Annotated in this window: 27 protein-coding genes and 1 pseudogene; 7 read left to right on the top strand and 21 right to left on the bottom strand. The window is 68.2% G+C overall.

Annotated elements, in window-relative coordinates:
• Positions 1-28 precede the first annotated feature (28 nt).
• The 16 genes from ACFULV_RS03245 to ACFULV_RS03170 form a co-directional block, all read right to left on the bottom strand.
• The gene (locus tag ACFULV_RS03245; protein WP_378652606.1) at positions 29-1144 is read right to left on the bottom strand and encodes a serine hydrolase domain-containing protein; all 1116 of its coding nucleotides are present in this window, start codon (positions 1142-1144) and stop codon (positions 29-31) included.
• Positions 1145-1259: 115 nt separating this feature from the next.
• Positions 1260-1688 (bottom strand): nitroreductase/quinone reductase family protein, encoded by a 429-nt coding sequence (locus ACFULV_RS03240; protein WP_378629210.1) that lies wholly within the window; start codon positions 1686-1688, stop codon positions 1260-1262.
• A gap of 46 nt (positions 1689-1734) precedes the next feature.
• Positions 1735-2562, bottom strand: a complete 828-nt coding sequence (locus ACFULV_RS03235; RefSeq protein ID WP_378652603.1) for an alpha/beta fold hydrolase — start codon at positions 2560-2562, stop codon at positions 1735-1737.
• Between the two features lie 107 nt (positions 2563-2669).
• Positions 2670-4034 (bottom strand): MFS transporter, encoded by a 1365-nt coding sequence (locus ACFULV_RS03230; protein ID WP_378652600.1) that lies wholly within the window; start codon positions 4032-4034, stop codon positions 2670-2672.
• Between the two features lie 310 nt (positions 4035-4344).
• Positions 4345-4686: a hypothetical protein gene (locus tag ACFULV_RS03225; protein ID WP_378652598.1), complete on the bottom strand. Its 342-nt coding sequence runs from the start codon at positions 4684-4686 to the stop codon at positions 4345-4347.
• 90 nt (positions 4687-4776) lie between these two features.
• Positions 4777-5025: a hypothetical protein gene (locus ACFULV_RS03220; protein ID WP_378652595.1), complete on the bottom strand. Its 249-nt coding sequence runs from the start codon at positions 5023-5025 to the stop codon at positions 4777-4779.
• Positions 5026-5201: 176 nt separating this feature from the next.
• Complete coding sequence (locus tag ACFULV_RS03215) at positions 5202-6623, bottom strand: three-helix bundle dimerization domain-containing protein (RefSeq protein WP_378652592.1); 1422 nt, start codon at positions 6621-6623, stop codon at positions 5202-5204.
• Positions 6624-6845: 222 nt separating this feature from the next.
• Positions 6846-7433, bottom strand: a complete 588-nt coding sequence (locus ACFULV_RS03210) for a DUF308 domain-containing protein (RefSeq protein WP_378629222.1) — start codon at positions 7431-7433, stop codon at positions 6846-6848.
• Positions 7430-9739: an ATP-binding cassette domain-containing protein gene (locus ACFULV_RS03205; RefSeq protein WP_378653398.1), complete on the bottom strand. Its 2310-nt coding sequence runs from the start codon at positions 9737-9739 to the stop codon at positions 7430-7432. Before ACFULV_RS03205 ends, ACFULV_RS03210 begins: the two co-directional genes overlap by 4 nt.
• Positions 9740-9878: 139 nt before the next feature.
• The gene (locus ACFULV_RS03200; RefSeq protein ID WP_378652589.1) at positions 9879-11084 is read right to left on the bottom strand and encodes a GNAT family N-acetyltransferase; all 1206 of its coding nucleotides are present in this window, start codon (positions 11082-11084) and stop codon (positions 9879-9881) included.
• An 87-nt stretch (positions 11085-11171) separates the two neighbouring features.
• Positions 11172-11783 carry a 1,4-alpha-glucan branching protein gene (locus tag ACFULV_RS03195; protein WP_378652587.1) on the bottom strand — a complete coding sequence of 204 codons (612 nt, stop codon included), beginning with the start codon at positions 11781-11783 and terminating at the stop codon, positions 11172-11174.
• Positions 11784-11791: 8 nt separating this feature from the next.
• Positions 11792-13240: a S8 family serine peptidase gene (locus tag ACFULV_RS03190; RefSeq protein ID WP_378652584.1), complete on the bottom strand. Its 1449-nt coding sequence runs from the start codon at positions 13238-13240 to the stop codon at positions 11792-11794.
• Between the two features lie 69 nt (positions 13241-13309).
• Complete coding sequence (locus ACFULV_RS03185; RefSeq protein WP_378629229.1) at positions 13310-13582, bottom strand: hypothetical protein; 273 nt, start codon at positions 13580-13582, stop codon at positions 13310-13312.
• Positions 13579-15129, bottom strand: coding sequence for a radical SAM protein (locus ACFULV_RS03180; protein ID WP_378652582.1), 1551 nt, complete (start codon positions 15127-15129; stop codon positions 13579-13581). Before ACFULV_RS03180 ends, ACFULV_RS03185 begins: the two co-directional genes overlap by 4 nt.
• A 5-nt stretch (positions 15130-15134) precedes the next feature.
• On the bottom strand, positions 15135-15533 hold the full coding sequence (locus ACFULV_RS03175; protein WP_378652579.1) for a hypothetical protein: 399 nt from the start codon (positions 15531-15533) through the stop codon (positions 15135-15137).
• Positions 15530-16285 carry a prolipoprotein diacylglyceryl transferase gene (locus ACFULV_RS03170; RefSeq protein WP_378629236.1) on the bottom strand — a complete coding sequence of 252 codons (756 nt, stop codon included), beginning with the start codon at positions 16283-16285 and terminating at the stop codon, positions 15530-15532. The genes ACFULV_RS03175 and ACFULV_RS03170 overlap by 4 nt, the downstream gene beginning before the upstream one ends.
• 232 nt (positions 16286-16517) lie before the next feature.
• Here ACFULV_RS03170 and ACFULV_RS03165 point away from each other — a divergent pair.
• Positions 16518-17171 (top strand): annotated as a pseudogene (locus ACFULV_RS03165) (DUF1906 domain-containing protein); the annotation flags it as partial.
• Between the two features lie 9 nt (positions 17172-17180).
• Entirely contained in the window at positions 17181-18230 is a 1050-nt protein-coding gene (locus ACFULV_RS03160; protein WP_378653396.1) for a hypothetical protein, read from the top strand.
• A gap of 4 nt (positions 18231-18234) precedes the next feature.
• Here the strand turns inward: ACFULV_RS03160 and ACFULV_RS03155 are convergent, their stop codons facing one another.
• On the bottom strand, positions 18235-18420 hold the full coding sequence (locus tag ACFULV_RS03155; RefSeq protein WP_378629239.1) for a hypothetical protein: 186 nt from the start codon (positions 18418-18420) through the stop codon (positions 18235-18237).
• Positions 18421-18469: 49 nt separating this feature from the next.
• The gene (locus tag ACFULV_RS03150) at positions 18470-19402 is read right to left on the bottom strand and encodes a hypothetical protein (RefSeq protein ID WP_378652576.1); all 933 of its coding nucleotides are present in this window, start codon (positions 19400-19402) and stop codon (positions 18470-18472) included.
• 610 nt (positions 19403-20012) lie between these two features.
• Here ACFULV_RS03150 and ACFULV_RS03145 point away from each other — a divergent pair.
• Complete coding sequence (locus ACFULV_RS03145; RefSeq protein ID WP_378652573.1) at positions 20013-20336, top strand: hypothetical protein; 324 nt, start codon at positions 20013-20015, stop codon at positions 20334-20336.
• A 155-nt stretch (positions 20337-20491) separates the two neighbouring features.
• Here ACFULV_RS03145 and ACFULV_RS03140 read toward each other — a convergent pair whose 3' ends face one another.
• Positions 20492-21961 (bottom strand): FUSC family protein, encoded by a 1470-nt coding sequence (locus ACFULV_RS03140; RefSeq protein WP_378652570.1) that lies wholly within the window; start codon positions 21959-21961, stop codon positions 20492-20494.
• Between the two features lie 73 nt (positions 21962-22034).
• On the opposite strand from ACFULV_RS03140, the gene ACFULV_RS03135 reads away from it, so the two are divergent.
• The gene (locus ACFULV_RS03135; RefSeq protein WP_378652567.1) at positions 22035-22553 is read left to right on the top strand and encodes a MarR family winged helix-turn-helix transcriptional regulator; all 519 of its coding nucleotides are present in this window, start codon (positions 22035-22037) and stop codon (positions 22551-22553) included.
• Positions 22554-22627: 74 nt separating this feature from the next.
• Here ACFULV_RS03135 and ACFULV_RS03130 read toward each other — a convergent pair whose 3' ends face one another.
• Complete coding sequence (locus ACFULV_RS03130) at positions 22628-22972, bottom strand: DUF1330 domain-containing protein (protein WP_378652564.1); 345 nt, start codon at positions 22970-22972, stop codon at positions 22628-22630.
• Between the two features lie 121 nt (positions 22973-23093).
• The gene (locus tag ACFULV_RS03125) at positions 23094-24545 is read right to left on the bottom strand and encodes an amidase (protein ID WP_378652561.1); all 1452 of its coding nucleotides are present in this window, start codon (positions 24543-24545) and stop codon (positions 23094-23096) included.
• Here ACFULV_RS03125 and ACFULV_RS03120 point away from each other — a divergent pair.
• From ACFULV_RS03120 to ACFULV_RS03110, 3 genes are all read left to right on the top strand, one after another.
• Positions 24544-24669, top strand: a complete 126-nt coding sequence (locus ACFULV_RS03120; RefSeq protein WP_378652558.1) for a hypothetical protein — start codon at positions 24544-24546, stop codon at positions 24667-24669. The genes ACFULV_RS03125 and ACFULV_RS03120 overlap by 2 nt on opposite strands.
• A gap of 251 nt (positions 24670-24920) precedes the next feature.
• Positions 24921-25202 carry a hypothetical protein gene (locus ACFULV_RS03115; RefSeq protein ID WP_378652555.1) on the top strand — a complete coding sequence of 94 codons (282 nt, stop codon included), beginning with the start codon at positions 24921-24923 and terminating at the stop codon, positions 25200-25202.
• A gap of 188 nt (positions 25203-25390) precedes the next feature.
• Positions 25391-26125 carry a ferritin-like domain-containing protein gene (locus ACFULV_RS03110; protein ID WP_378652552.1) on the top strand — a complete coding sequence of 245 codons (735 nt, stop codon included), beginning with the start codon at positions 25391-25393 and terminating at the stop codon, positions 26123-26125.
• The last annotated feature ends 1 nt before the right edge of the window (position 26126 follow it).

Raw genomic sequence — 26126 nt, 5'->3', positions numbered from 1 at the left:
CGGCCGGTGTGTCGACGAGAGGGGAGATTCAGTCGCACAGCGCGTGGGTGAGCATCCCGCCGAGATCGACAGACGACGATGTGCCGGTATAGGCGATGGTGACCGCGACGCCGGACCCCGTGGCACCGGCGACAGTGGAGAAGCCGGGGACGCCGCCGATGTGACCGACATACCGCGTACCGCACGGCAGTTGGGTGTACCCGAGGCCGAGACCGTAGGACATGCCGTCACTGTTGCCCATGTCGACGCCGTCGAGCATCTGCGCGAGTTGGGGTTGGGGCACGACCCGACCGGCCAGCAGCGCGAGGAAGAACCGATTCACATCGGCGCCGGTGCTCACCAGCGCGCCCGATGCCCACGGCACCGACGGCTCCATCAGGGTCGTGTCGGTGAGTGTCCCGTCAACGGTGGCGTAGCCGGTCGGATGCGGTTGGCGCAGACCGGTTTCACCGGTGGCGGGCAGGTAGGTATTCGACAGGCCGAGCGGTGTCAGGATGCGGTCGCGCAGTTCGTCGGTGTAGCGATGCCCGGTCACCGCTTCGATCAGCATGCCCGCGACGATGTAGTTGATGTTGGTGTACTCGAATCGGCTGCCGGGCGCGAACTTCGCCGGCTGCGCCAGGGCCAGGGCGACCTCCTGAGCCGGGGTGAAGGTACGGCCGTTCTTCGCCGCTTCGTGTTCGTCGAGCTCCGGGGAGCGGGCCGGCTCGGGCAGGCCGCTTCGATGGCCCAGGATCTGGCGGACGGTGATCGCGCGACCGTCCACGCCCGCACCGGTGAGCAACCCGGGCAGATACGTGTCGACGGAGCGGTCGAGGTCGACGCGATGGTCGGCCACCAGCTGCAGCACGATCGCGGCGGTGAAGGACTTAGTGACACTGCCGACCCGGATGTGTTGGGGAACATCGGTACCGATCGGGGTCGCCGCGCCCGCGTCGGCCAGCCCGGAACTGACAACAGTGCCTGCCCCGTGCTCGGTGAGCGTGGCAACGGCTCCGATGGCACCTGAGCCGACCAGAGCGTCGAGATCGCCGCGCACGCTGTCCACGCGAGCCGAGGCGTGGGGCTCGGCCGCGCTGGTCGTGCAGGCGGACAAGCCCAGCGCGACGGCGAGAATCGGCACAGTGAGGGTTCGAAAACGCATGATCGAACGGTAGGAAGCCGAGGCCCACACGCACATTGGACTGCGGTACTACCTCCGCCTCGGTCTCCGGTAGCGGGCAGGGCGGTCCGGTCGCCCTGCCCGCTACCTCATCCGATCAGTTCCGGCGCAACGCCAGCACCGGAATGGTGCGGATACCCTTCGTCTTCTCCTCGTATCCGGCGAAACCGGGGTACCGTCGCGCCTGCTCGGCGTAGAGGCGGTCGCGTTCGTCGCCGGTCACTTCGGTGACGGTGACCGGAAAGGTCTCGGTGCCGACCTCGGCGTCGGCCGCGCCCGCCGAGGTGAGGTTGTAGTACCAGTCGGGATTGGTGGGGGCACCGGCTTTGGACGCGAAGACGTACATGAGCTTCGGGTCGTTCTCGTCGGCCAAATACATCATCGGCGACACCAGTTGCCGGTCGGTGCGCCGCCCTCGGTGATGCACCAGCACCATCGGCGCACCCTCGAAGGGCCCGCCGACGCGGCCTTCGTTGGCTCGGAACTCGGCGATGATCTTGCTGTTCCAGTCCTGTGATTCGCTCATGCCTGGCATCTTCTCCCCCGGCCCGCTCGTGCGCGAGCAACCACGCTCACGGCTCGTCGAGTACTTCTTGCAGGCGGGCGGCGAAGGTGACGGCATCGTTGACGAATCCGATGTGGTCGCCGGGGAACAGGACCGGGTCGACGCCCAGCGCCGATGCCAGTTCCCGCGAGGTGCGATCGCAGAACTGACCGGTGGACTCGGCACCGATCCCGACGATCACCCGGGTGGGGATCGAACGCAGCAACGGCGGGTCCGGTACCCAGGAGGTGGTCGGGCGCAGTTCATGGGCGAACCAGAAACGTTCGCTGGCGACTTGCCGGTGATCACGGTCGCCGCCGAAGATCTGTTCGAGCATCGGTTCCGGGATGGCGATAGCGGCTTGGGTGAAGAACTTTCGCCAGGCGCCGATCACATCGCCGGTGGCGTAGGTGGCGACGATGTCCTCGGTGAGTGGGCGCTGGGCTTCGGCGTCGGGGAGCAGTTCGCGCAGCGGCGGTTCGTGGGCGACGACGGTGGTGACCAGGTCGGGGTTGGTCTGGGCCAGGGCCAGTGCGGTGATCGCGCCACCGCTGGATCCGAACACCACGGCCGGGCCCGCGTCGAGATGGGTGATGAGCTGGGCGAGGTCCCCGGCGCGGGCGAGCACCGTCGAATCCTGATTCGGGTCGTCGAGGGGGCTGCCGAAATGCCCGCGCGGATCGGTGGTGAGGACGGTGTTGGTGGTGGCGAGTTGTTCGGCGGCCGCGGCGAACGAGGCGGCGTTCATCGGGGCGCCGACGAGGACGAGCAGCGGTCCCGCACCACGGACCTCGTAATACAGGCGGGCGTCCGGCACCACGAGGGTGCCGGTGGTGACGGCGGAACTGGCGGTCATGAGGCTCTCCCGGATCTCGGCTACAGGTAGCACTCATACAGACGGTGCGTGCCGAAAGAACTCATCGCTCGCCACGAAAATACTTTTCCGGCAATCTCTTCCGCAGGTCAGGCACTTTTCTGTGGCGAAAGTCCGGTCAGGGCCAGCACCACGACACCGCATCCGGCCACGACAAGCCACCCGATCCGCAAAGACCCGTGACCGGCGATCACCCCGCCGGCGATCGCGATACCGACCGCGGCGCCGACTTGTCGAGCCGTGGAGGTGATTCCACCCGCCACTCCCGCCCTGGCCGCGGGCAACCCGCTCACCGCGGTATTGGTGATCGGCGCATTCGCGAATCCGAACCCGATCCCGATCAGCGCGAACGCGCCCAGCATCGTCATCAGATCCGGATCGCCGCCCGCGCCGACGAGCACGACCCCACCGGCGGTGAGGAATCCGCCCGCGAGCAACAACGGCCGACGGGCACCGACGCGCCCGACGAGAATCCCTGACAGCGGTGCGCACACGGTTGCCGCGACCGCGAGGGGCAATGTGATCGCTCCTGCCGCGACCGCGCTCATTCCCCTCTCGTGCTGCAGATGCCAGGTACTGAGCAGCAAGGTGGTGGTCAGCGCCACGAACACCAGCACCGCGCCGACCACCGCGGCCGTGAACGGCGCGCGCCGGAACAGTGCCGGATCGATCAACGGCTCGGCCACCCGTCGCTCCACCCACACGAACCCGGCAGCTGCCGCGATGACACCGCAGTACCCGGCCAGCGCTGTGGCCGAGCCCCATCCGATCCGAGGTCCTTCGATGAGCAAGGCGATCACCCCGCCGACCACCAGGACGAGCAGCACTTGCCCCGCGCCGTCGATTCGACGCGGTTGCTCTGCTCGCGATTCGGGCACGAACACCGTGCTCAGTACGAGTGCGACCGCCACGACCGGAACCGCGACCCAGAACACCGACCGCCACCCGAACCAGTCGACCAGTGCCCCACCGAGGGTCGGCCCGACCGCCATGCTCAACCCGAACACCGCCGCCCACACCCCGATCGCGCGGGCTCGCTGCCGCGCGTCGGTGATCGCCGAGACCACGATCGCCAAGGCCACCGGACTCAGCATCGACCCTCCGATGCCCTGGGCGACCCGCGCCGCGATGAGCACCTCGATTGTCGGAGCCAGCGCGCACACGGCGGTTGCGGTGCCGAAAACGGCGAGCCCGAGCCGGAATACCCGTCGCCGGCCGATGCGATCCGCGATCGCTCCCGAGGTGATGAGAAAGCTCGCCAGCGCCAGGGTGTAGGAGTCGACGATCCACTCCAGGCCCTGGGTGCCGACGTGCAGAGCGCCACCGATGGTGGGCAATGCCACGGTGACGATCGTCGCGTCGAGCCCGACGACGAACAGGCTCAGCGAGCACACGGCCAGCACGGCCCATGGGCGAACGGCTGCGGTGTGGGTGCGAACAGGGTTGTCCAGCATGGCGGTCCTCCTCGGATCGAGGACCGGAGTATCACCAGCAGTCGGCCGGATCACCCAGAGTTATTGCCGAAACAGCAAATCGCTTGCCTTTTCGGCAATTTTGTCCAGTTCGGGGTGGCGACGGTCGGCCGATTCTCGACCGTGACCGACATGATCCGTCTCGTGAGACTCCATCCGCGGTGCGGGTCGGCTCGTCTACCTCGATATTTCTGGGTGTACAAACGTGCACCGAACTGGTGTCAAGCCCTTCGCGCCGAGGGACGGCCGAGGATACGAATCGCGATGCTTGTGGCCCTCGCCGGACCCTGCGTCAGGGGCGCTCGGTGGGCAGTTCGCCGTACAGCTGACGCGCGCGAGCGGTCAGCAGGGGCAGCACGATGGTGCGCCAGGTCGGCAGGTCCACAGCTTCCGGGCGCCCCTCGACGAGCACGCAAGGCTCTGCCGTCGCGTCGGCGTCATCGACGTCGACCCCGACCCCGACCACCTCGACGATCTCGCGCCGCAGCAGCGCCACGAACTCTGTCGCGGTTTCCGGCGCGACCTCCGCGCACACCTTGTCCCGCACCGCATTCCACGCCACCGGGTCCGCGGGCGACACCCAGTGACGCGGTCGCCGATCGAAGAGCCGGGCTATCTCGGAAGAATCTGGCACCCGCCGGATCCTACCGAGACCCGCTACCCGCCGCCGCGGCGACTTCCCGCGAACGCCGCAGCGGCATCGACGAATCCGCCGGGCGCGCACTCAACGGCGTCGGCGAAGCTCGTCAGCGCTGGCCCGTAGCGTTCCGGCGACCAGTTCACGTCCCTCGTGTGCCAGATCGACGACCTCGCGCGCGCTCTTGCGGCCCGCGTCGCCCAGGATGGCGGCAAGTGCGGTGCCGGTGCGGCGTGCCGCGATGGACAGCTCGTGGATCAGTTCTCGGCCGGGTTCGAATTTGTCCATCTCGGTGGAACTCCATTCGCGGTGCGGGCCGGCTCGGATGCCTGGCAACACATCAGTGTACAGTCGTGCGCCGAACTTGTGTCAACCCCCGAATCCGGCACTACAACCTGCGCGTCACCTGGACACAAATCGCTGCGCGGCCGCATGCCCTGAACGCGTCCTCTTGGCCGCAGGAACACCGGTGCCGCGCAGCCGGGAGCTGCGCGGCACCGGGGGAAGCGAGTTCAGTTGTAGGAGTTGGCAACCCCGTCGAGCAGGTGCTCGAGGGTCTCGTAGGCCGGCACGTCGACGACGTCGATCAGATCGGCGGCCACCGGCACCGAACGTTCGGCGGCGACCGAGGTGAACTGGGCGGTGTCGCCGGTGCGGAAGCCGTGTTCGGCGGCCAGGCGACGCAGTTCGGCGTTGTCGGTGAGCAGTTTGCCGATCTTGTCGCCGCTGGCGTCGAGCGGAACGAGGGTGTGGCTCGACAGGACCGTCGGGGTCGGGTAGGTCAGCACCATGTCCGGCTTGATCCGGCCCTTGCCGGCGGCTTCGACGAACTGTGCCTCGTAGATGCAGACCAGCGGGGTCTGGCCCATGCCGTTGGTGAGGTACTGGTTGAACGGTCCGTCGCTGCTGTTGTCGGTGTAACCCTGGGCGAGGAACAGTTTCGACAACGCCGGCAACACGTGCTGTTCGGCGGTGGCGCCGCGCACGATGGTGTGGTCGTTGGCGACATAGCTGGCGATCGAGAGGTACATGGCCGCGGAGTTCGAGCTGCGCGGGTCGGTCGTCGAGACCAGGATGTTCTTGGCGACCGGGTAGGTGGTGTTGTCGGGCAGGTCATCCCACTGCACACCGGTCCCGGCCAGTTCCAGGTACTTGTTCATATCGAATGTCGCGACCGGGCCGGGCTTGATCACCCCGGCCGCCGTGAGCAGGTCCGCGATCGGCCGGTAGGTGGCGATGACGATCGGTGACGAGAACGGCGTGTACTTGGTGGTGATGTTGCGCTGACGCTGGATTCGTTCCGCGGCCGGAATGCTCGACGGGAACGCGAAATCGAACGCACCGAGGTCGACGGTGGTCGCGATCTGACGCGAACCGGCCGGTTCGACCTCGACCCGCAGGCCGTTGTCGGCGAGCACCTTCGCCACGCGCTCGTCGGCGAAGAACGACATCTTCTCCGACCCCACCACCCCGCGCACCACCGTCACGCCGGCGGCGGGAGCGGCGGCCGGTGCATCGGCACCGCCGGGCAGGAGCACGACTCCGGCGACGACACCGGCCACGACCACAGCCGCGCCGATCGACAACGGCACCACCGCACGCCTGCTCACCGCCCGCTTCGGCGGTTCCTCGGTGGTGTTCGACTCGCGTGCGATCAGTTCCGCGGCGCGCACGCTGGCGGTGGGGGCCGGAACTCGTACCGTCGGGTCGGGATCGGCGAGTTCGCGGCGCACGATCCGCTCGACCAGGATCGGCACGAACTCCCGGATCGGTTTACCGGTGAACCGGTGGTGCGCGGCGCCGACCGCCGACGTCACCTGGTCGACGGGGACGTTCTCGGACAGGTCTTCGACCAAACTCTCGGTCATGCGCCGCATAGCCAGCTCTTCACGCTGGACGGCATCGGCAGCTACGCCGGGGACTACGCGCGACACCACATTCTCCTGGGCTCACAATCGGGCTGCGGACGCGGCGCGCCGAACAGGACCCTCCCCGTGCGCACGCCGCGGGCCACGCTACCGTCGCGCAGCACAGATACCCCAGCCGTGAGCGAGGGTGCACGCAGAGTTCAGCGCTCGCTCGACTGCCCGCAATGTCGCGTTGTCCGTGAGTTCGCGTAAACCTCGAATCCCGAAGTGGCAGTGTGTGATTCGCTACTACAGCTCGGTAGCGGCCCGAACCGGCGGGGTCTGCTCCTCGGTCGCGGACCCGCGCGCCGCCGCCATCGCCGCCCGCCCGAGGCCACCGGCGAGCAGTTCCATCACCGCGATCACCACCAGCCCGGCACCGGCCATCGTGGCCAGCCCGGTGACCGTCTGGAAGGTGATCGCGATGATGGCGATGCCGATCGCGGTGGTCGCGAGCCCGCACAGTTCGTGCGCCCAGCCGTCCTCGACGCTGTCATCCCACGCGGCGACCAGCGCGTGCACCACACCGCGCACCGACCAGCCGATGCCGATCCACAGGGCCAGCAGTTCGATATTGCCGCCCTGGAAGACCAGGCCCGCCAAGATCCCCGTCAGTGCGGCGCTGACCAGTACCAGCACCCGCAGCGGAAACGCGATCCGCGCCATGAACGTCAGATACACCTGCACCACGGTGCTCAGGATCAGCGAGATCCCGAACAGCGTCGCCAGCGTGGATTCATCGCGCCCGGGCCACAGCAGCAGCGCTACACCGAGCAAAAACGAACACCCGCCCGCGACCAGCATCGCCGTGCGGGTCCGATCCGCGCTGCCGGTCATGTCAGCCGCTCCAGCAGGTAGGGCGCAGTCCGGCTGACCGTACTGTCCGCCACCTGTTTCGGTGTCCCCTGCGCCACGATCCGGCCTCCCTGCCCGCCGCCGCCCGGTCCCATGTCGATCACGTGGTCGGCCCCGGCGACAACAGTCATGTCGTGTTCGACCACCACCACACTGGCGCCGCTGTCGACGAGCGAATTCAGTTGTGTCATCAGGATATCGGTGTCGGCCGGATGTAACCCGGTAGTCGGTTCATCGAGCAGATAGACGGTGCCCGCGCGTCGGGCCCGCTGCAACTCGGTGGCCAGTTTCACCCGTTGGGCTTCACCGCCGGACAGTTCGGTGGCGGGTTGACCGAGCCTCAGGTACCCGAGGCCGACATCGCGCAGCGTGCGCAGGGCACGCGCGACGACGTCGACGTCGCCGAGGAAGTCGGCGGCCTGGTCGACGGTCAGGTCGAGTACCTCGGCGATGGTTTTGTCGCGGTAGGTGATATCGAGGGTTTCGGGGTTGTAGCGCGCGCCGTGGCAGGCCGGGCACGGACTGTAGGTGCTGGGCAGGAACAGCAGTTCCACGGTGATGTATCCCTCGCCCTGGCAGGTCGGGCAGCGCCCCTCGGCCACATTGAACGAGAACCGGCCGACGCCGTACCCGCGGGCTTCGGCGGCGCCGGTCGCGGCGAAGAGTTTGCGGACCGTGTCGAACAGGCCGGTATAGGTGGCCAGGTTCGACCGTGGGGTGCGCCCGATCGGCGCCTGATCGACTTCGACGACACGCACGATGTCCGGATCGGCGGCGGCGGTCGTCGACACAGCGTGCAGCAGAGTGGATTTGCCCGAACCGGAGACGCCGGTGATCGCGGTGAACACCCCGAGGGGGATGTCGGCGTCGAGGTCGTGCAGGTTGTGGCTGGTGACGGCGCGTAATCGGAGCTCGCCGGTCGGGGCGCGGGCCGTGCGCGGTGGGCGGACGATCTCGTCGAACAGGTAGGGCCGGGTGACCGAGTCGGCCACCTTCCGCAACCCCTCGACCTCACCGGCGTAGAGCACCGTGCCGCCGTTCACACCGGCGCCGGGACCGATGTCGATGAGCCAGTCGGCGTGGCGGACGACGTCGAGATCGTGTTCGACCAGGAACACGCTGTTGCCCGAGCGCTTGAGCCGGTCCAGCACTGTCGTCAGTGCCGCGGTGTCGGCCGGGTGCAGTCCCGCCGAGGGTTCGTCGAGAATGTAGACGACACCGAACAGGCCCGACCGCAACTGCCCGGCCAACCGTAATCGTTGCAGCTCACCGCCGGACAGTGTCGGGCTCTCCCGGTCGACGCTCAGATAGCCGAGCCCGAGCTCGATGAGCACATCGATGCGGGAGGTGAGGTCCTGGGTGAGTACCGCGACGGCTTCCGTGCCGGGGGTGTAGGGGCGCAGTACCTCGACGAGCTCGACGAGCGGCAGGTCGGCGAGTTCGGTGATGTTGTACCCGGCGAAGGTCACCGCGAGCGCTTCGGGTTTGAGCCGTCGCCCCGCACACAGCCCGCAGACGGCGGTGTGCAGGTATTCGGCCGCGCGGGCCCTGGTCGCCGCGCTCTTGGATTCGGCGTGCGAGCGCAACAGCAATTGCTTGGCACCGGTGTAGGTGCCCTGATAGGGGCGGTGGATGCGATGCGGTTCGCGCACCGGTTCCACTGTGACCACCGGCTTCTCCTCGGTGAACAGGATCCATTCGCGGGCAGCGGGTGAGAGTTCACGCCACGGGCGGTCGATGTCGTAGCCCAGCGCGGCGAGCACGTCGCGCAGATTCTTGCCCTGCCAGGCGCCGGGCCACGACGCGATCGCGCCCTCTCGGATGCTCAGCGACGGATCGGGGACCATCGACGCCTCGGTGGCCTCGTGGACGACGCCCTGTCCGTGGCAGCGAGGGCACGCGCCTTCGACGGTATTCGGGGAGAACGCGTCGGAGTAGAGACGGTTGGTGCCCTCCGGGTAGTGCCCGGGGCCGGTCCTGGCCGGGGTGTCGGGATAGTCGCCTTCGCGGGACATGAGCATGCGCAGCGTGTTCGAGATCGCGGTGACGGTGCCGACCGTCGAGCGTGACGACGGCGAGGACCGGCGCTGGGCCAGGGCCACAGTCGGCGGCAAGCCGGTGACGGTGTCGACATCGGGTGCTTCCACCTGATTCAGCAACCTGCGGGCATACGGTGCCACCGACTCCAGGTAGCGGCGTTGTGATTCCGCGTAGAGCGTGCCGAACGCCAACGAAGACTTGCCCGAACCCGACACTCCGGTGAAGGCGACCAGGGCATTTCGTGGCATGTCCGCGTCGACATCACGCAGGTTGTGGACCCGGGCGCCACGCACCCGAACCGAAGAATCGACCTCGTGCGAATCCACAGCTACCTACCGTACTCGCGAGGGAGCGACCTTCGGGGTGAACGCGCCCGTTGCCGAGGTATTAGAAGAACCACCCCAATTGCGGCGCACGGTCGGTGGTGAACGCTTCGTCGAACGCACGCAGTGCCTTCGGATCCTCGACGGCGATCCGGTGCGCGGCGGCGAACGTGTTCGCGCGATGGGCACCGAAGTACAGAGCGCCGAGAATATTGATGTCGAAGCCGAGAGTCGCTGTCCGGGTGGTCGGCTCGCATTCGGCGAGGCCGTCGCGGATCCGCAGGGCGAAATTCCCGCCCGCGTCGCGGAACGGATCGCGCACCGCCACGACGGTATCGAGGTCGGCGCGGTAGGTGCGGGCGGTCAAGGCGGCGGGGACATCCATGACCCGCGCCCACAGTGCGTCACCGCGGTGGGTCATCTGCACGGTGCGCGGGTCGGTGAGCATGTAGGCGAGCGGATCGTCGTCGGCGATCTCGGCTTCCACGGTGTCGACGAGGTCCATACCGAGCAGCACCCGCCACAGCGCGGCGTGCGCGTCGGGGGTGACCGCACGCAATTCCCACACCGAGGCAATGTCACGGTTCTCGCGCCGCGAGCGCCGATACAGGGCATAGCCGTCGGCGTGCAGCAGCACGAACAGCGTCGTCGCACCGTGGCGGTGGCGTTCTACGTCGGCGAAGAACAGGTCCCACTTGGCATCCGGCCGAACCTGCGCCCCCGCCGTCACCTGCTGCCAGCGCTCGTAGATCTCGCGGATCCGCGGGGCGGCCTCGTGCAGCGTCTCCAAGGTGACGCCACCGGGATCCGGTGTGGTGGAACGGAATTCGGCACGCCGCGTATCGATGGAGATCGCAGTGTCGATGACGGCCACCTCGTAGCCGAACCGCCCGTAGATCGTGCCCTCACTGGCCGTGAAGATCGTCAACGGCAACCCGTCGGCCTCGGTCCGAGCATGCTGGGCCAGATACAGCTCGCGCAGGATCCCCCGCCGCCGATGCGTCGGCGCCACCGCGACCCCCGACACCCCACACGCGCGCACCGTCCGCTCCCCTGGCACCGTGATCGTCATCGTCCGATCCACCGTGTGCCCTACGATCCGGTCACCCTCCACCGCGACCAGTGACCGTTCGACCGGAAAGACCGCTCCCCGGTATTCGTTCTCATCACTCCCGTACCGCATCCCGAACCCGGCCTCCTGCAACCCCACGATCGCCGCCGAGTCCGCAGGAGTCGCCGCCCGAACGCACACGCTCTTCGCCGATGCCATGCTCGTACCCTGCCATGCCACCCCGCCCCGGCACATCCGGTTTTCTCCCCGGCAGAGCCCGTGTCGGTCCGGCGCGCACGGGCCGCGCTATGCCCAGTCGGTCAACACGCTGATCAACTCGACCACCGGGCCCAGCGCCGAGGGTGCGGCGACCGAACCGGCTCCGCCGACCCATAACGACACCGGCACACGATGGAATCGCACGGCAGCGGACCCCCAGGGAACATCGGTGTGGGCGACGCCGTCCACAGCCACGCCGAGGCTGCCCTCGGCCGACCCGGCCGGTGTCACAACGACCGTCGGGTCGGACGTGTCGCTCAGACTCTGGGCCTGAGCGGTCGCGCGGCCGGTCAGCAGATCGATGACGGCGGCGATCGCGACCGGATCGCGGGTCGCGTCGTAGATCCAGCGCCGGCCGAGCACCCCGTGCTCAGCAGTGCCGATCAGCGCCGAGTCGCCGCCGTGCAGCGGTGCCCCGCGATAGGTCATCGGCACCTGATACAGCACCTGGTCAGGACCGGAATCGTCGACGAACAGCACGAATTCGATCCCGACCTCACCGGCCGGGTCGTCGAGGCGGAAGCCACCGACTCTGTCCAGGCACGGAGTCGCGCCCAGGTACCACTGCCGACTGGGCAACCAGGCCGCGACGAGATCGCGCTTGGACGGGGTGACGGTGGTCTGATGAATCACTGCCATCGGGTGCCTCAGCCTTTCGCGGTCATGGCGCGCAGGTCGGGCAGGGTGCCGATGCGCTGGGTGGTCGGACGGCCGGGGGCGGCGGTTTGGGGCGAGCCGGTGGTGCGGAGCAGGGTCCGGATCTGCTCGGGGGTCGCGCGGCCGGGGCCGGCGGTGCGGATGCCCTGGTAGGCGGCGATGGCGCCGACGACGATCGGGGACGCGCTCGAGGTGCCGCTGAATTCGTCGGTGTACCAGAGGTCTTCGTCGGGACCGCCTTGCAGGTCGCCGTAGCCGGTGGTGGTGACCTCGCGGCCCCAGCCCTGGGCGTCGAGGCGGGCGCCGTGGTTGGAGAAGTCCAGGCGCGAGCGGGCGGGTCCGTGGTCGCGGCCGTGCAGGCCCGGCGGTGGGGCGCCCGCGCCGACCAGGATGGCACCGGAATCGGCGGGGCCCGCGCGAAACGGGTTGTGCCAGGTGGCGGGGAAGTCACCGGGGCGGGTGTCGTAGACGGCGTCATCGAGGTTCTCGCCGCCGTTGCCCGCCGCTTCCACGACGACGATGCCCCGGCTCACCGCGTAGCGGATGGCGGCCAAGTCGTCGGGCCACCATTCCACGGCGATGTAGCCGCGCTGATCGGGAGTGGCCTGGTAGTCGAATCGTGGTCCGGGGCGGTGCAGTTCGATGAGCACGATGTCGCCGGGATGCAGAGCGTCGGCCGCGGAGCGGATCGCGGCGGCCGAACCGATGCCGAAGATCGAGATGGCCCTGATGTGGGCGTCGGGTGCGATTCCGGTGACGCCGAATTCGTTGAGGTCGCCACTGATCTCGCCGGCGACGGCGGTGCCGTGGTTGCGCCATCCCAGATCGGCGGAGGCGGTACCGCCGATGACTCCGCCCTGGTTCTGTCGCAGATCCTCGTGGGTGAACCGCCACGCGCCCTCGACGTCGATCACCCGCACGCCGGTGCCGAGCCCGCCGGGCCGACCATGTGCCCACACCGCGTCGATGCCGTGCGGTGCGGCGTCGAGATAGGCCTGTCTGACCCGGAAATCGGGTGTCACCGCCGGCGCTCGTGGTGCGACGATGTTCTCCGCGAGGGGCGCCAGCGGAGGTTCGGCCGCCGGCTTGACGTAGGCGGCGGCGACGGTGTCGTCCTCGCGCAGCCGGTGCGCGAGCTCTCCGAGGTCGCCCAGTTCACCGTGCACCGAGTAGTAACTGAGGTACTCCCCCGCGACCGGCGCCTGCGGTGTGCCGGCCAGGCGGGCCGCGAGCCGGTTGTCCGGCCCGAAGATCGGTACCAGACGCGCGGTGGCGGGCAGGAGTTCATCGACCCTGGTGCGCACGGACCGGTTCTCGCGCAGCGCGATCGGCGTGATCTCCGGGCCGGTCGGCGTGGTGACGACGATCAGTTCGCCCGGCGGGACCGAGGGTGCGGGCACCCCTGGTCGGCGCTGCCTGCTGGATCGGGTGGAGGCCATGGCTATCAGTCAACCGTGCCCCGTGCCCGCCCGCTACCGTTCTGCCACACCGGCTTTGGCGACACGCCGCTACCACACCGCGGCGACGGCCCCGACCACGGCGATCGCCCCGACATACCCCAGCACCAGCCGGGTATCACGCAACCAGCATCGACTGCGCTTCAACCCCGCCCGCCACGCCCGCCAGTATCCGACGAACGCGAGCGCACCGAACCCGACCACCGCCCACGGCCCCACCAACCACGTCAGCAACGCCACCGTCGCGACCACACACAAGGTCAACGGGTCGTGCGGTTGCTGCCCGCGCATCGCCTCCTCGTAGTAGACCCCGCGCTCGCTCACCGCACCTCCACCGGCAACAACGCCCGCCCCGCCGGTGCCGCCGCCGACAATCGCTGCCGCGACAGCGCGGGCCAGGCCTGCACCGCGCAGAACGGCGCGCACTGATCGGCATCGGCACGGGTCCCCACGTGCACGCAGCACTGGGTGAGCCGTTCCTCGATCATCGTCGACATATCCATGAACGGTTTCACCGTGATCCGCACAACGCGTTCCCCGAGCAGTGTGCGCAACCGTTGACGCCGCCCCGGCAACGCCGACGACGCCAGCGTGAGCAGGGTCGACATCCCCAGATCGCAGTTCTCGCAGATGTTGCGCCACACCCGCCCGATCTCCGGATGCGACAGCGACGACTGCTCCGAGAGCAATCCCAGCAACGATTCCTGGACCGCTACCCGCAGTTCGGCGGGCAGTGCCGAGTCCGCGATCCGGTTGGACACCAGTCCCAGCTGCTGCTTCAGCCTTTCGTGCCCGATCAGCGAGACCAGCGACCGCCATCGGCCCGCGTCGTCGCGCAGCAGATAGCCCACCGAGCAGCAGTGTGGATGTGAGCACGGCAGCGCGGTGAGGTCACGCCAAGTCACCAATCCGTCGGTCTGGGGACCGAGTCGGGCCAGCACACCGGTGTGGGTGAGCCGGTTCATCGGGTCGATCGCTCCCGAACGCCCGGAACCGAATTGCGGTTGGATCGAGACCCCGCCGACGAACGGTGTGTCCATCGCGGTGCGTAGGACCGCGCCGATCTCGTCGTCGTTCACACCCAGGGCCACGGTCATCACCAAGGTGGTGAAGACGGCGTTCGACGACAGCCGTCGCAGGGCCTGCTGTTTACGGACACGCAGGTCACCGCCGCGGTGATGGCGTGAGGCCTGCGCGGTTTCCCCGTCGTATTGCAGATACACCTCGACCCGGTCGCGATGGGCACGCAGCAGCGCCAGCAGTTCGTCGTCGACGGCGATGCGCAGACCGTTGGTGTTGAGCAGGATCCGGGTGATCGGCCGTGTGGTCAGTTCGGTCAGCAGCCGCGCCAACTGTGGATGCAGGGTCGGTTCGCCGCCGCTGAGCATCAGCACGTCCAGGCGCCCGTTCTCGCGGGCAAGGCGCTGATCGACATTGGCCAGCACGTCCTCGACCGGCACCACCCCGCGCAGTTCGGGTGAGGAGTCGGCGAAACAGGTGGGACAGCGCAGGTTACAGCTGTCGATGATGTCTTCGAGCAGGATGCAGGTGTGCTGGGTCTGCATCTCGGGCAGCCCCCGCAGATACGCCGAGGGCACCGGGTCGAAATTGCCCACGGTGTCGGGCAGGTGCGCTTTGGTCGGAGCGGTCCATTCTTCGAGGTAGGCCAGGATTTCCGGGTCCTCGTCGTAGAGGGTCCGCACCATGCCGTGCGTTCGACATCCTCGTTCGAGGAATACTTTCCCGTCCCGTTCGGCGAGCCACCCCGACAGTCTCGCGACGTCGGGCAGCGCGGTCTCGGGGTGTTGGTCGTGGCAGCGGGGACAGAACGCGGTGACATAGCGCAGGATCCGATCGCCCCGCAACGGCATCCCGGTCACGGTGCCATCCCGAACATGCCCGTGTACAGCTCCGGGTTGATGGCCGTGCACAACCCCGCCGTGCACACCGTGACCAGCGACCACCCGATCATCAACCCCATCCCGAACCCTTTGGGCGCGGGCCGTTTGCGCCGGATCAACAGCCAGCCACCCCCGAAAGCCGCTGCCGCGCTGACCACCGCGGTCAGCCCGAACAGCGCTTTGGTCGCGGCGTCGTCATTGATGGAGGCGACGACCATGAACACGAAGAATCCCGCCATCGCGTTCGCCAGGATGAACGCCATCGCCCCCGCCAACGCCATCGCCGCGACCTGACCGCCCTGGCCCGGCGGTTTCCCGCCTTGCTGCGGCGGTGGGGGCGGCATGTTCGGTGGTGGTCCGGGAGGAAAGTTCATGCCACGACCTTTCGTCGAAGTACACCGTCGTAGTTCCCGCGCCGGTAGCCGATGCTCCAGCGCACCGCGACCAGGGCCAGTCCCGGCAGCAGGAACCATTGCGGGCGGGTCAGATCCAGCCATACCGTGTCGTTGGCGCGGGTGAATTCGACCAGGAACCGGAAGATCGCGTACGCCCCGACGTAGAGGGTGAACAGCTCACCCGGCGTGCTGATCCGGTCGCGCAACCACCACAGTGCGCCGAAAGCGGCCAGCTGGAACACGATTTCGTAGAGATAGCTCGGATGCATCGCGACACCGGCCACACACCCGGGGCACTGCGGCACCGTGGCGGGGGCGTGGATTGCCCACGGCAGGCTCGTCGGCCGTCCCGGCGCCTCGGTGAGCAAGCAGCCGATGCGCCCCACCGCCATGCCCAGCGCCACCGCGGGGGCGAACAGGTCACCGGTGCGTTCCCGATATCCGATGATCCTTTTCGCGATCAACACGCCCACATACGCGCCGAACAATCCGCCCAGCACGCTGCGCGCACCGAACATCCAGCTCTCGTACGGATCGAGGGTCTCGACCAGACTCGACAACCGCATGCCGATCGCCCCACCGACCAGTGCACCGGTGACCGCGACCAGGGACTCTTCGCGCAGCGCGTCGCGGCGCCTGCACTCGGCCACGAACACCACCGCGGCCACGGCGACACCGAGCGCGACGAAGAACCCGTGCGTCGGGATCCCCCACATCAGCTGTGCCACCATGGCGAAAGGTTAGCGGGCCCACGGGCAGGCACGCGTGAGTGAAACTACTCCCGAATTCGGGTACTACCCTGTTCGTTGGTGAATGCCGGTGCGGGAGTAAGTGTTTCGTTTAGAATTATGCACGGTGAGATCCTCACCCCGGTACCGATCCTCGGGTACCAGCGTCAATCATCGCGATAGTTCCACCATCTCGGGAATTCCATCGGATACGCAGCCATACAGGGGGTCAATCATGTCTACAGCTGTCGATTTCGCGGCCAGGCTCATCGAACCGCGGGCGATCGTCGCCGCGGGCCATTCGGCGGTTCTCGCCTACATCTCACCGAGCAGGCCGGGCGCGAACTTCGGCGCCAAACCGATCACCGCCGACTACGCTCACGCGCTCACCGCCGCCGGGCTCGACATCGTCTCCATCTGGCAGTACGGCAAACCCGGCGACGCGACCCCCTCGGACTGGACTACCGGTTTCGACGGCGGTCGCCGGATGGCCGAACAGGCGCTGGCCACCCACCTGAGCGTGGGCGCGCCTCGACGCGCACCGATCTTCTTCGCCGTCGACGAGGACATCTCGCTGTCGCAGTGGAACAGCACGGCCGTGGAGTTCTTCCGGGGCGTGAACTCGGTGCTGGGCACCGCCTGGACCGGGATCTACGGGCATTCGCGAGTGTGTGCGTGGGCGATCGAGGACGGGGTGGTCGGCGCGCGCGGGGAATTCAGCTGGGCGTGGCAGACGCGGGCCTGGTCGGGTACCGAACGGGAACCACGCGCGGTGCTCTACCAGCGGGTGATCGACACCCCGAGCAACCCCGGACCGATCATCGACGGCACCCGCGTCGACGTCAACGATATCCTCGCCCCCGACTTCGGGCAGTGGGCGCTCGATCGTTCGGTATCGGTGCCGCAGTTCACCGAGATCGACCGGCTCGGACCATCGCACTCCCCGCGCGAAGGGGCCCGCATCACCAATTTCCTGTTGCACACCCAGGAAGGCAACGGCACCGCCGAATCCCTTGCCGCCTACCTCAACAACCCCGCCAACGGTGTGTCCTACCACTACACGCTGCGCGACGCGGTGGTGGTGCGGGTGGTGCCCGAGGAGCTCGCGTCCTGGTCGGTGCTCTCGGCGAACCCTTTCACGGTGAATCTGTGCTTCGCGGGCAGCCGGATCGCGTGGTCGCGGCAACAGTGGCTGGCCATCGACGGCGATCTGCGGATCGCGGCGTTCCTCGCTGTCCGCAGCGCGCACCGGCACGGGTACTCCACCGAGGTGATCGAACCGGATTACCACGTCGGCGACGGGATCTCCGACCATCAGTACGTCACGAGGGCACTGGGCATCGGCTCGCATACCGATGTGGGCCCGAACTTCCCGTGGGATGTGTTCGCCGACCACGTCGCCTCGTTCGCCGGCGGGACCGGACCGAACGCGATCGATGCCCGTGCCGCCGCGTCGCCGTGGTTGGGCGCGCGCCGCACCGACGGCGAACTCAGCACACCGGACGGGGTGGGACGTTTCGCCGAATTCGAGCACGGTTACGTGTACTGGCATCCGAGCACCGATGCCCACGCTGTCCCCACCGGGGTCATGGACAAGTACGCGGAGTTGGAGTGGGAGACAGGGCCCCTGGGCTATCCGACGGCCGAGCACACCGAACTGCCCGATCCGCGCGGGTCCGGCCCCGGGCTGGCGCAAGCGTTTCAGGGCGGCATGGTCTACCGGCGCGCCGGCCAACCCGCGTACTGGGTGCACGGTGCGATCGGCGCGCGGTGGGCGGCGGCCGGGTACGAGAACGGCGAGCTCGGCTGGCCGGCCTCCGACGAGACCGCCCACGACGACGGGGTCTATCAGGCGTTCGAGTTCGGCCGGATCTACTGGGCGCCCGAACAGATCGTCGCGCTGCGCAATTCCGGCGAACCCGACACTCCGCTGGCCCGGCCCGCGTGAGAGGTCAGGCCAGCAGGATCGCGAGGGTGGTGGCACCGGCGCCCAGTAGCAGCGCCGCCACCACCAGGATCGCGATCAGTCGCGTCCGTGAGGTCGGTCCGGTGTAGGTTTCGTCGGCGTTCAGCATGTCGTCGATGTCGATGGCGGCGAACTCACGCGTCGATTCGAGAGGGCCGGGCTGCTCGGTCATGTGCGTGACGCTAGTCCAGGTCGCTGCTCGCCGCCCCCGATACCCCCGCTCATGTTTGTGGTAGCGGGGTGCGGGTGGTGGCGAGGAGTTCGTCGAGCTGCGCTTCGGCGCGTTCGGCACGGGCCAGCGTTTGTTTGCGGGCGTCGTCGAGCGCGGCCCACCGTTCGGCGGCTTCGGTGCGCACCTGCTCGAGTGCGGCCGCCGCTTCGTCGCGGCGTTGCTGGGTTTCGGCGGTGGTGGTGCGGCGCAGCTCGGCGAGTTCGGTACGGGTGCGGTCGAGTTCGCCGCGGGCGGTGTCGAGTTCGGTGCGGGCCCGGCGCCACTCCTCGCGTGCTTCGGCGGCGGCCTCCACCCGTTCGGCGGTGGCTTGTTCGGCGCGTTCGGTGGCACGGTCGGCGTCGGCGGCCCGCTGGATCGCCAGGTCGCGTTCGGCGTTCGCGGCCGCGATCCGGGCTTCGGCGTCGCGGCGCTGGTGCGCGATCTCGTTGTCGGCGCGCTGTTGGGCACGGGCCACGGCGTCGTCGGCTTCTTGTCGCGCCGCGTCGATGTCGTCGCTTGCTTGTTGTTGTGCCGCACGTACTTGTGCCTCGGCGTCGCTGCGGGCCGCGAACACGTCTTCGGAGGCCTGTCGGGTGAGCGCGTCGACCGAGGCCACGACTTCGTCCCTGGCCGCGAGCGCTTCCCCCACCGCCTGTTCGGCCTGTTCCGCGGCCGCCACCGCCTCTTCGGCCACCGATTCCGCCAGTGCGCGTGCCTCTTCGGCCTCGCGCCGCGCTTGTTCGGCCGCCACCGTCGCCATCTCCGCCTCGGCGATCCGACGAGCAGCGTCGGCTTGAACAGCCTGGACCTGCGCCTCGGCCACCGACGGATCCCCGATTGTCTGTAGCTCGGCGACCGCTGCGTTCAGCGTGGTCCCCAGCTGCTCGGCCAGTCCCCGGAATTGCCCGAGCAGCTCGTCGGCCCGCAGACGCGCCACTGTCACCGGGCCCTGAGCCGTCACAGTGACGGCAGGGGTTGCACTCTCGGACTCCTGTTGCTGCCGTTGCCTTTCCCGCCACGCCCGCCACCGCGTGTGGTCGGGGTGATCGCAGTACTCGGAGGGGCGACCCGGCCCACCGGCGCGGGTAATGGGCCGGGCACAGCCCGGGTAGTTGCATACGCTCGACACGGGTGAATCGTAGCGTTGGTTTCGTCAATACATTACGTATTGCACGAAACGAAAACCGTGTCGCCCTTCGCGAGCCAGATCCGCCCCATCCGATCCTGACCGCTGATAAGTGAACATTATCGGTGGTCAGGATCTGAGATGGTTTCGAATGACCTTGAGTGATTTACGTTTCCGTTTGGTCGCAGCCAACGTAACGTAATAGCTACGGAACTGGTTAAAGACTGTGCTCGCCTGTACGGGCGTACCAATGACCGATCTACTGTGAGCTCACGGCCGATTCAGCGGCTGCGCGAAACCCGCGCCCCGGAAATCAGATGCTCATCCTTGCCAGTCGACATAGCGTCACCCGATGGTCCGCGGCCCAAGGCAGCACACGGTTTCGAAGCTCAGGACGCCCCTGGGCGGGAGACGACCGCGCCTGTTGATGGTGGTGGGTTCGCTCGGTATCGCCACCTCGGGCGTGTTCATCGCACTGGCAGCGGTCTCCCCCGCGACTGCCACCTTCTTTCGATGTGCGCTGGCCGTGCCCGCACTGTGGCTGCTCGCGCGGGGAACGTCGTCGGGACGGTCCACTGTCTCGGCGGCCGGTCATGGTCGCGGCGATGGCCGGGAACTGTTCGCCGCTGACGCGCTGAGCAGCACAGTGAATGCCGCCGTCCTCATGCTGGTCCCGGTCGGCGCGCTGGGTCGGCGGCGCCCTTCCTCGATGAAAACCCCACGCAGCTTCAGCTGTTCGGCTGCCTCTTGATGCTTGGCGGCGCCTACATCGCGGCGACGCGGGATGATCACGATCGAGCGGTTGGTTGATCGGATTCGGTGTCTGGCAGCGCTGCTCAACTCCGATCCACGTTGCCGCAACGGCGCGCTCAGACAGTCGCCCGCGCTGTGCTCGCCACCCCGATCTCAGGGACGAACGCGTGTGGCGCCTTGCCTCGTGTCGATGGCCGAGGAGGTAGGGAGATGCTGCAGGTCCGAGCGGCTGATCGTCACGGCCGCGATGACGACGCCGATCGTGACGCCGATCAGGGTGTCCACGATCCGGCTGACGCCGATCTCGGGCGAGAGGTGCACCCCGAGGCCGACCATCAGCAACGCCATCGGTGTGACCGCCAGCGAGGTGAGCGCGTAGTTGCGGGCGGCCATCACTTCGGCGCTCACCTGGAACACCACGATCACCACGGCCGTCGCCCAGTACCCCAGGCCTGCCGCGATCAACAGCGCCCCGATGACCGCGCCGCCGACATTGCCGAGCAGTCGCTGGATGCCGCGCTGCACGGTCATCGCGTACGAGACGCCCTGCATCGCGGCCATCGCACCCATCGACGCCCACAGCGGACTGGCGAGCCCGGCCGCCGCCGCGAACCACCCCGCGCAGGCCGAGGCGAGCGCGATGCGCGCCGCGTTGCCGAGGACCGCGCGTGAGCGCAGTCCGGACAGCCCCGCCGCCAGAAACCCCTCGGGCCGCGGCAACGCGGACACCCCGACTTCGGCGCCACGGTCGAAAATGATGCTGCGCCGCTTGATCTTGCGCAGTTCTGCCTCGTGCCCGACCACGTCGAGCAGTCGCGTTCGGTCCCCCGCTGTCCAATCGTCAACCGCGGTCTCCGCCCCATCGAGCAGGGCGATCAGGTCACGGTGGTGCCGCGCATCCCCGCCCCGAACGCCGCTGAGCGCCACCTTCTCCCGGGCGTGCGCGATCGCGACGCGGGCCGGTTGGACGGACCCACCGTGATCGAGCGCGGCGACAGCCGAGAGAGCCCGCGCGACGGCCAGCCGGGCGGGCCCCAGGGGCAGCACCAGCAGTGGCGCCGTCTGCGCGAGCAGTCCCACCGCGGCACCGATCGCCGCGGCCGAGCACACGTGGACGACATCGCCAGGGGCACTGACGTATCCGATCGCCGCAGTGGCCGCGAAGACGAGGATCACTGGGCCTGGACCGGTGATCCGGAATGCCGATACCGACATCGCCGCACCCGCGGCACCGACCGACATCAACGCGACCTCGGCCCACATCGGCACGTGTGCGAGGGCGAGCAGACCACCACCTGCGACGAAAGCGACAACCAGCACGCCGACGAGTGTCACCTTGGCAGCGACCCGGACCATCGGCTCGTGCCGCGCGAAGGCGGAAGCCAGCGCGCCCAGTACCGCGAAGCCGACATATTGCCGCAGATCGAACAGGCCACAGCCGACGAAGACCAGCCCTGCGGCAACGCCGACGCGCAGCGAGACCGCCACGGTCGCGTCGGCAGGCCGCACCTCGAGCGCGCGCCGCCAGGTGGATGCCGAGACCGAGTGCGCCAACGCGCCACGGGAGTGCCGCAGCCGGGTGGCGGTGGGCGGGTTGTGTAGGTCGGAAGTCGCGGCAGGCACGCTGCCATCCTAAATGTATTTTACTAGTAAAGTATATCTGAAATAGTGTGAGACCGATCGCTAGGATGAACACATGGCCGACACCTCCCCCGACTTCGTCGACGGCGTTCGAGCCGAATGGGCCGAGACCTATCCCGAGGTGGACACTTCCACGATCGAGGTGATCGGGCGGATCAACCGGATCAGTTCACTGGCGCTGCACCAGCTCGACCGGGCGCTCGCGCCGAGGGGCGTCAACCGCGGCGAATTCGACATCCTGTGCGCCCTGGCCCGCGCCGGCCGCCCACTGCGCGCCAGCGAGGTGACCGCCAGGACCATGACCAGCGGCGCTTCGACCACCAAACACGCCGACCGGCTGACCAAGATCGGACTGGTCGAACGGCTGCCGTTCGAGCGCGACGGCCGCGTGGTGCTGCTGCAGCTGACCGCCGCCGGGCGCGATCTCGTCGACACCGAACTGCCCAGCCGCGTAGCACGCGACCATCGGCTGCTGGAGGGACTCGACGAGCAGGAGCGCCAGACGCTCGCGACTCTGCTTCGCCGGGTATCGCGCAACACCGACGCGGCCGCCTGGCCGGCCCCCGGATCCTGAGCCTTCCAGGCTGCCGTGACCGTCGCAGCTCCGCACCGCGCCGGAGGGGTGATCACACCGGGCCTGCTCGGACCTCAGGCGCTCAGCGCGGCACGCATGGCCTCGGCGGTGGCGGCAGGGTCGTAGTCCTCGGCGACCCCGCCGACCAGGATGATGTCGCCCTCGATGTGCCGCGAGCGCAACGGCGCGATCTCCTGGTACGCCGGTGAGTCCCACCAGGCGCGCGCCTGGTCGATCCCCGGGAAGCCGATCATCACGATGCCCCCGCTCCAGCTGCCTTCCTTCACTTCGTGCGGTGTCATGTGCACGAGAAAGCGGCCCCCGTACGGCTCGAAGGTGGCGGGAATGCGCTCGATGTAGTCGGCGATGTCCTCGTGCAGCGGGGCGTCCTGCAATCTGGCAATGGCGTAGGCGGTCATGATTCTCCTCGGTTCAGTAGCGGCTCGATGCTCGTAATCGCGTTGTGTTCACCAAGTTAGGTGGCCGACAGCGATCCGGAATCTGTCGTCTATAGGTACTGAGGAGACAGCCACCACGGCTCTACCGCGGTGCCTGGAAGCCGCCGATCTTCTGTTCGAGCAGTTCGGCAAGCCGCAGTGGGGTGCGGTCCTCGAACTGCGGGCCGATCAGCTGCACCCCGACCGGTAGGCCCTCGGGTGAGCGTCCCGCCGGGATGGCGGTGGCGGGCAGGCCGGGCATCGTGGCAACACCGGCCCAGACGAGCTGGTCGAGGTACGGGTGATCCACACCGTCGATGTCGAGCCGGCGGCCCAGCAGGTCGGGGTCGTGATCGTGGGCGAACGCGGGAGTGGGCGTGATCGGGCACACGACGGCATCGAATTCGGTGAACAGTAGCCGCCAACCGGCGCGGTGGAGTTCGCGGCTGTTGTTCGCTTCGAGCCAGTCGCGGTGGCTGAACACCAGCGCGCGTTGGCGCACCGCGACGAGACTGCGATCGCCGCCGCTCAGCTGTGCGACTCGGGTCCGAAGTTGCTCGTAGGCGTCAGCGGGAAAACGTGCGCCCGCGCCGGCGAACAGCAACTGCATGTAGACCGCCGCGGCTTCGGCGAGATCGGGTAGCAGGGAGCTGTGTCGTCGCACCTGGGCGCCACCCTCGACCAGTGCGTCGGCTACCCGGTTCACACCTGCGCGCACCGCGGACCCGGTCGGGATGAGCGGATGCTCGTCGAGGACCAGTACACGGAAGTCGGCGAGCCGCTCGTGGCGCGAAGGTGGTAGTGCCAGGTCGTATGCCACACCGTTCGTCAGCGGGTCCGGTCCGGCCATGACGTCGAGGAGCAGAGTGAGGTCACGAGCCGTACGCGCCATCGGACCGACGACCGCGAGGTCGAGATCGACCGGCAACGCCGTCGCGGGCGGTGCGACCATGCCGCGGGTCGCGGCCAGCCCGAGTGTCGGCTTGTGCGCGTAGATCCCGCAGAAATGCGCAGGGGTGCGCAGCGAACCGCCGATGTCGGACCCGATGGACAGTGCACCGAATCCGGACGCCAGTGCCGCCGCGGACCCGCCGGAGGATCCACCGGGGGTGCGCGCGTGGTCCCACGGGTTGTTGGTGGTGCCGTAGATCTCGTTGAAGCTCTGCACATCTTGCAGCCCCAACGGCACATTGGTCTTGCCGAGCATCACCGCGCCCGCAGCGGCGAGCCGCGACACCTGCACCGCGTCCTCGGGCGGAGAGTAGTTCGCGAATTGCGGCATGCCCCAGGTCGTGGGAAGCCCGGCGATGTTGTAGGACTCTTTGACCGTCACCGGAATTCCGAGCAGTGCGCTGTCGGCACCGCGGGCGCGTGCCTGGTCGGCACGGTGTGCGGCTTCTCTCGCACGGTCGAAGTCGCGCACGCAGATCGCGTTGATCGCCTTGTCGTCACGTTCGATACGGCCGATCGCCTCGTCGGTCAGTTCCACTGATGACACCGCACGCCCCCGCAGCGCGGAGGCGAGTTGTTCGGCCGATTGAAAGCTCCACTCCATGAATGCGACCGTACCGAGCTGTCGCGGGCTCTCGCTCGCGCTGCGCGTGCCCCTGCCGACCATGTACGGCCAACGACTCACCCGCACTGAGGAAATCGCGTTCTCGTTGCGCCGTCGACGGTGAATCATCCCAGTTCACAGGGTCGACACCACGGGGCACAGGTGCGCGTCGGCCACGAAATTCCGCTGCGCACAACGCGAGGGATGTCTCACTGCGCCTGTCGACGATCGGGGTTTTCGACAGTGGATGTGATGGGTAGTTCGGTCAGGGGAGTCGCCGCGCCGTGACCGGTCGGGCCGTACTGCCGCGGTGCCGACTGTCGTCCACTGGCTGATCGGCGCCGGAATTTCGCCGAATCAACTGCCAGGAGAAAAATGCGTTCTGTCACAGCCGGTACCGTCGCGGTAGCCGTCGCCGCCACCCTCGCCTGCCTCGCCGGACCGGCCGAGGCTGCCGACAACCCGGCGGAGCCCAACGAGATCATCACCATCGACCTCAATCTGCTCGGGTGCTCCATCGGTGCCGGGCTCGGTGGCGAACTCGCCGCCGCGTTCACCGGAGCCACGACGGGCTCCGCCACCGGATCGAGCAGCAGCGTCGACACCGGCTTCGCCTCCCGCCTGCGCGCGGCCGGCTGCTTGCCGTCCTGGAAGTAACCCAGGCGGACACCCGGCGCCGAGTCACCGGAAGTTGACCTTCCTGGTGACTCGGCGTCGGTCGCGCGCAGGGTCCGCTGGCGGCCGGCTCCCGCTTCGGGTACGACTGGAGGCGAGCAGAGGGGGACGCTGTGCGGGAATCGAAAAGCGCGACATCAGCGATCGGTCACGGGGCAGGTGGGCGAAGAGTGCGTTCCACCGAGGAATGGCTCGCCTATTTCCAGCAGAATGCGCTCCGGCAACGCGAGATTCCGTGGCAATCGAACGGGGTCGGGGCATCTCCCGCCGAGATGGCACCCCTTCGCCGGTCGCTGCAGGCCTGGCAGCTGGGCGAAACATCGGATGGGCGGCATCTGGCGGCGTCCGCTGACCGATTTGCCACTGCCACCGACGATCCCGCGTATCGCGATGTCATCGACCTGTTCATCCGTGAGGAACAGCGCCATGGCGCGCTGCTGGGTCGGATCTTGGACGATGCAGGCATCCCACGGCGACACGCTGATTGGGGCGACACGCTCTTTCGCAGACTTCGGTACAGCATCACCGACATCGAAGTCTGGACCACCCCCGTGGTCATGGTCGAAGTTCTGGCGATGGTCTATTACAACGCGATCCGTCGGGCTACCGGCTCACCGGTCCTGCGCGCGGTCTGCGCCCAGATCCTCGCCGACGAGGTGCCCCATGTGCGGTTGCAATGTGAGCGACTCGCGGTGCTGCTGCACAACCGATCCCGCACCCGCTACCGCTGCACCATGCTCGTCCACCGTGTCCTGTTCCTCGCGGTGATGCTCCTGGTGTGGGTCGGCCACCACCGCGCGCTGCGCGCCGGCGGGTACACCTGGACGCACTACCGCCGGGCCGCCTACGCCACAATGAACCGAGCCTGGCGACGCATGGATCCACAACGCTACGTCTGGACCTGAT

This window comes from Nocardia sp. NPDC057272 (genome assembly GCF_042668615.1).
GTDB lineage: Bacteria > Actinomycetota > Actinomycetes > Mycobacteriales > Mycobacteriaceae > Nocardia.
Note: the sequence above shows the minus strand (reverse complement) of the source record. Positions and strands in the feature narration are given on the sequence as shown.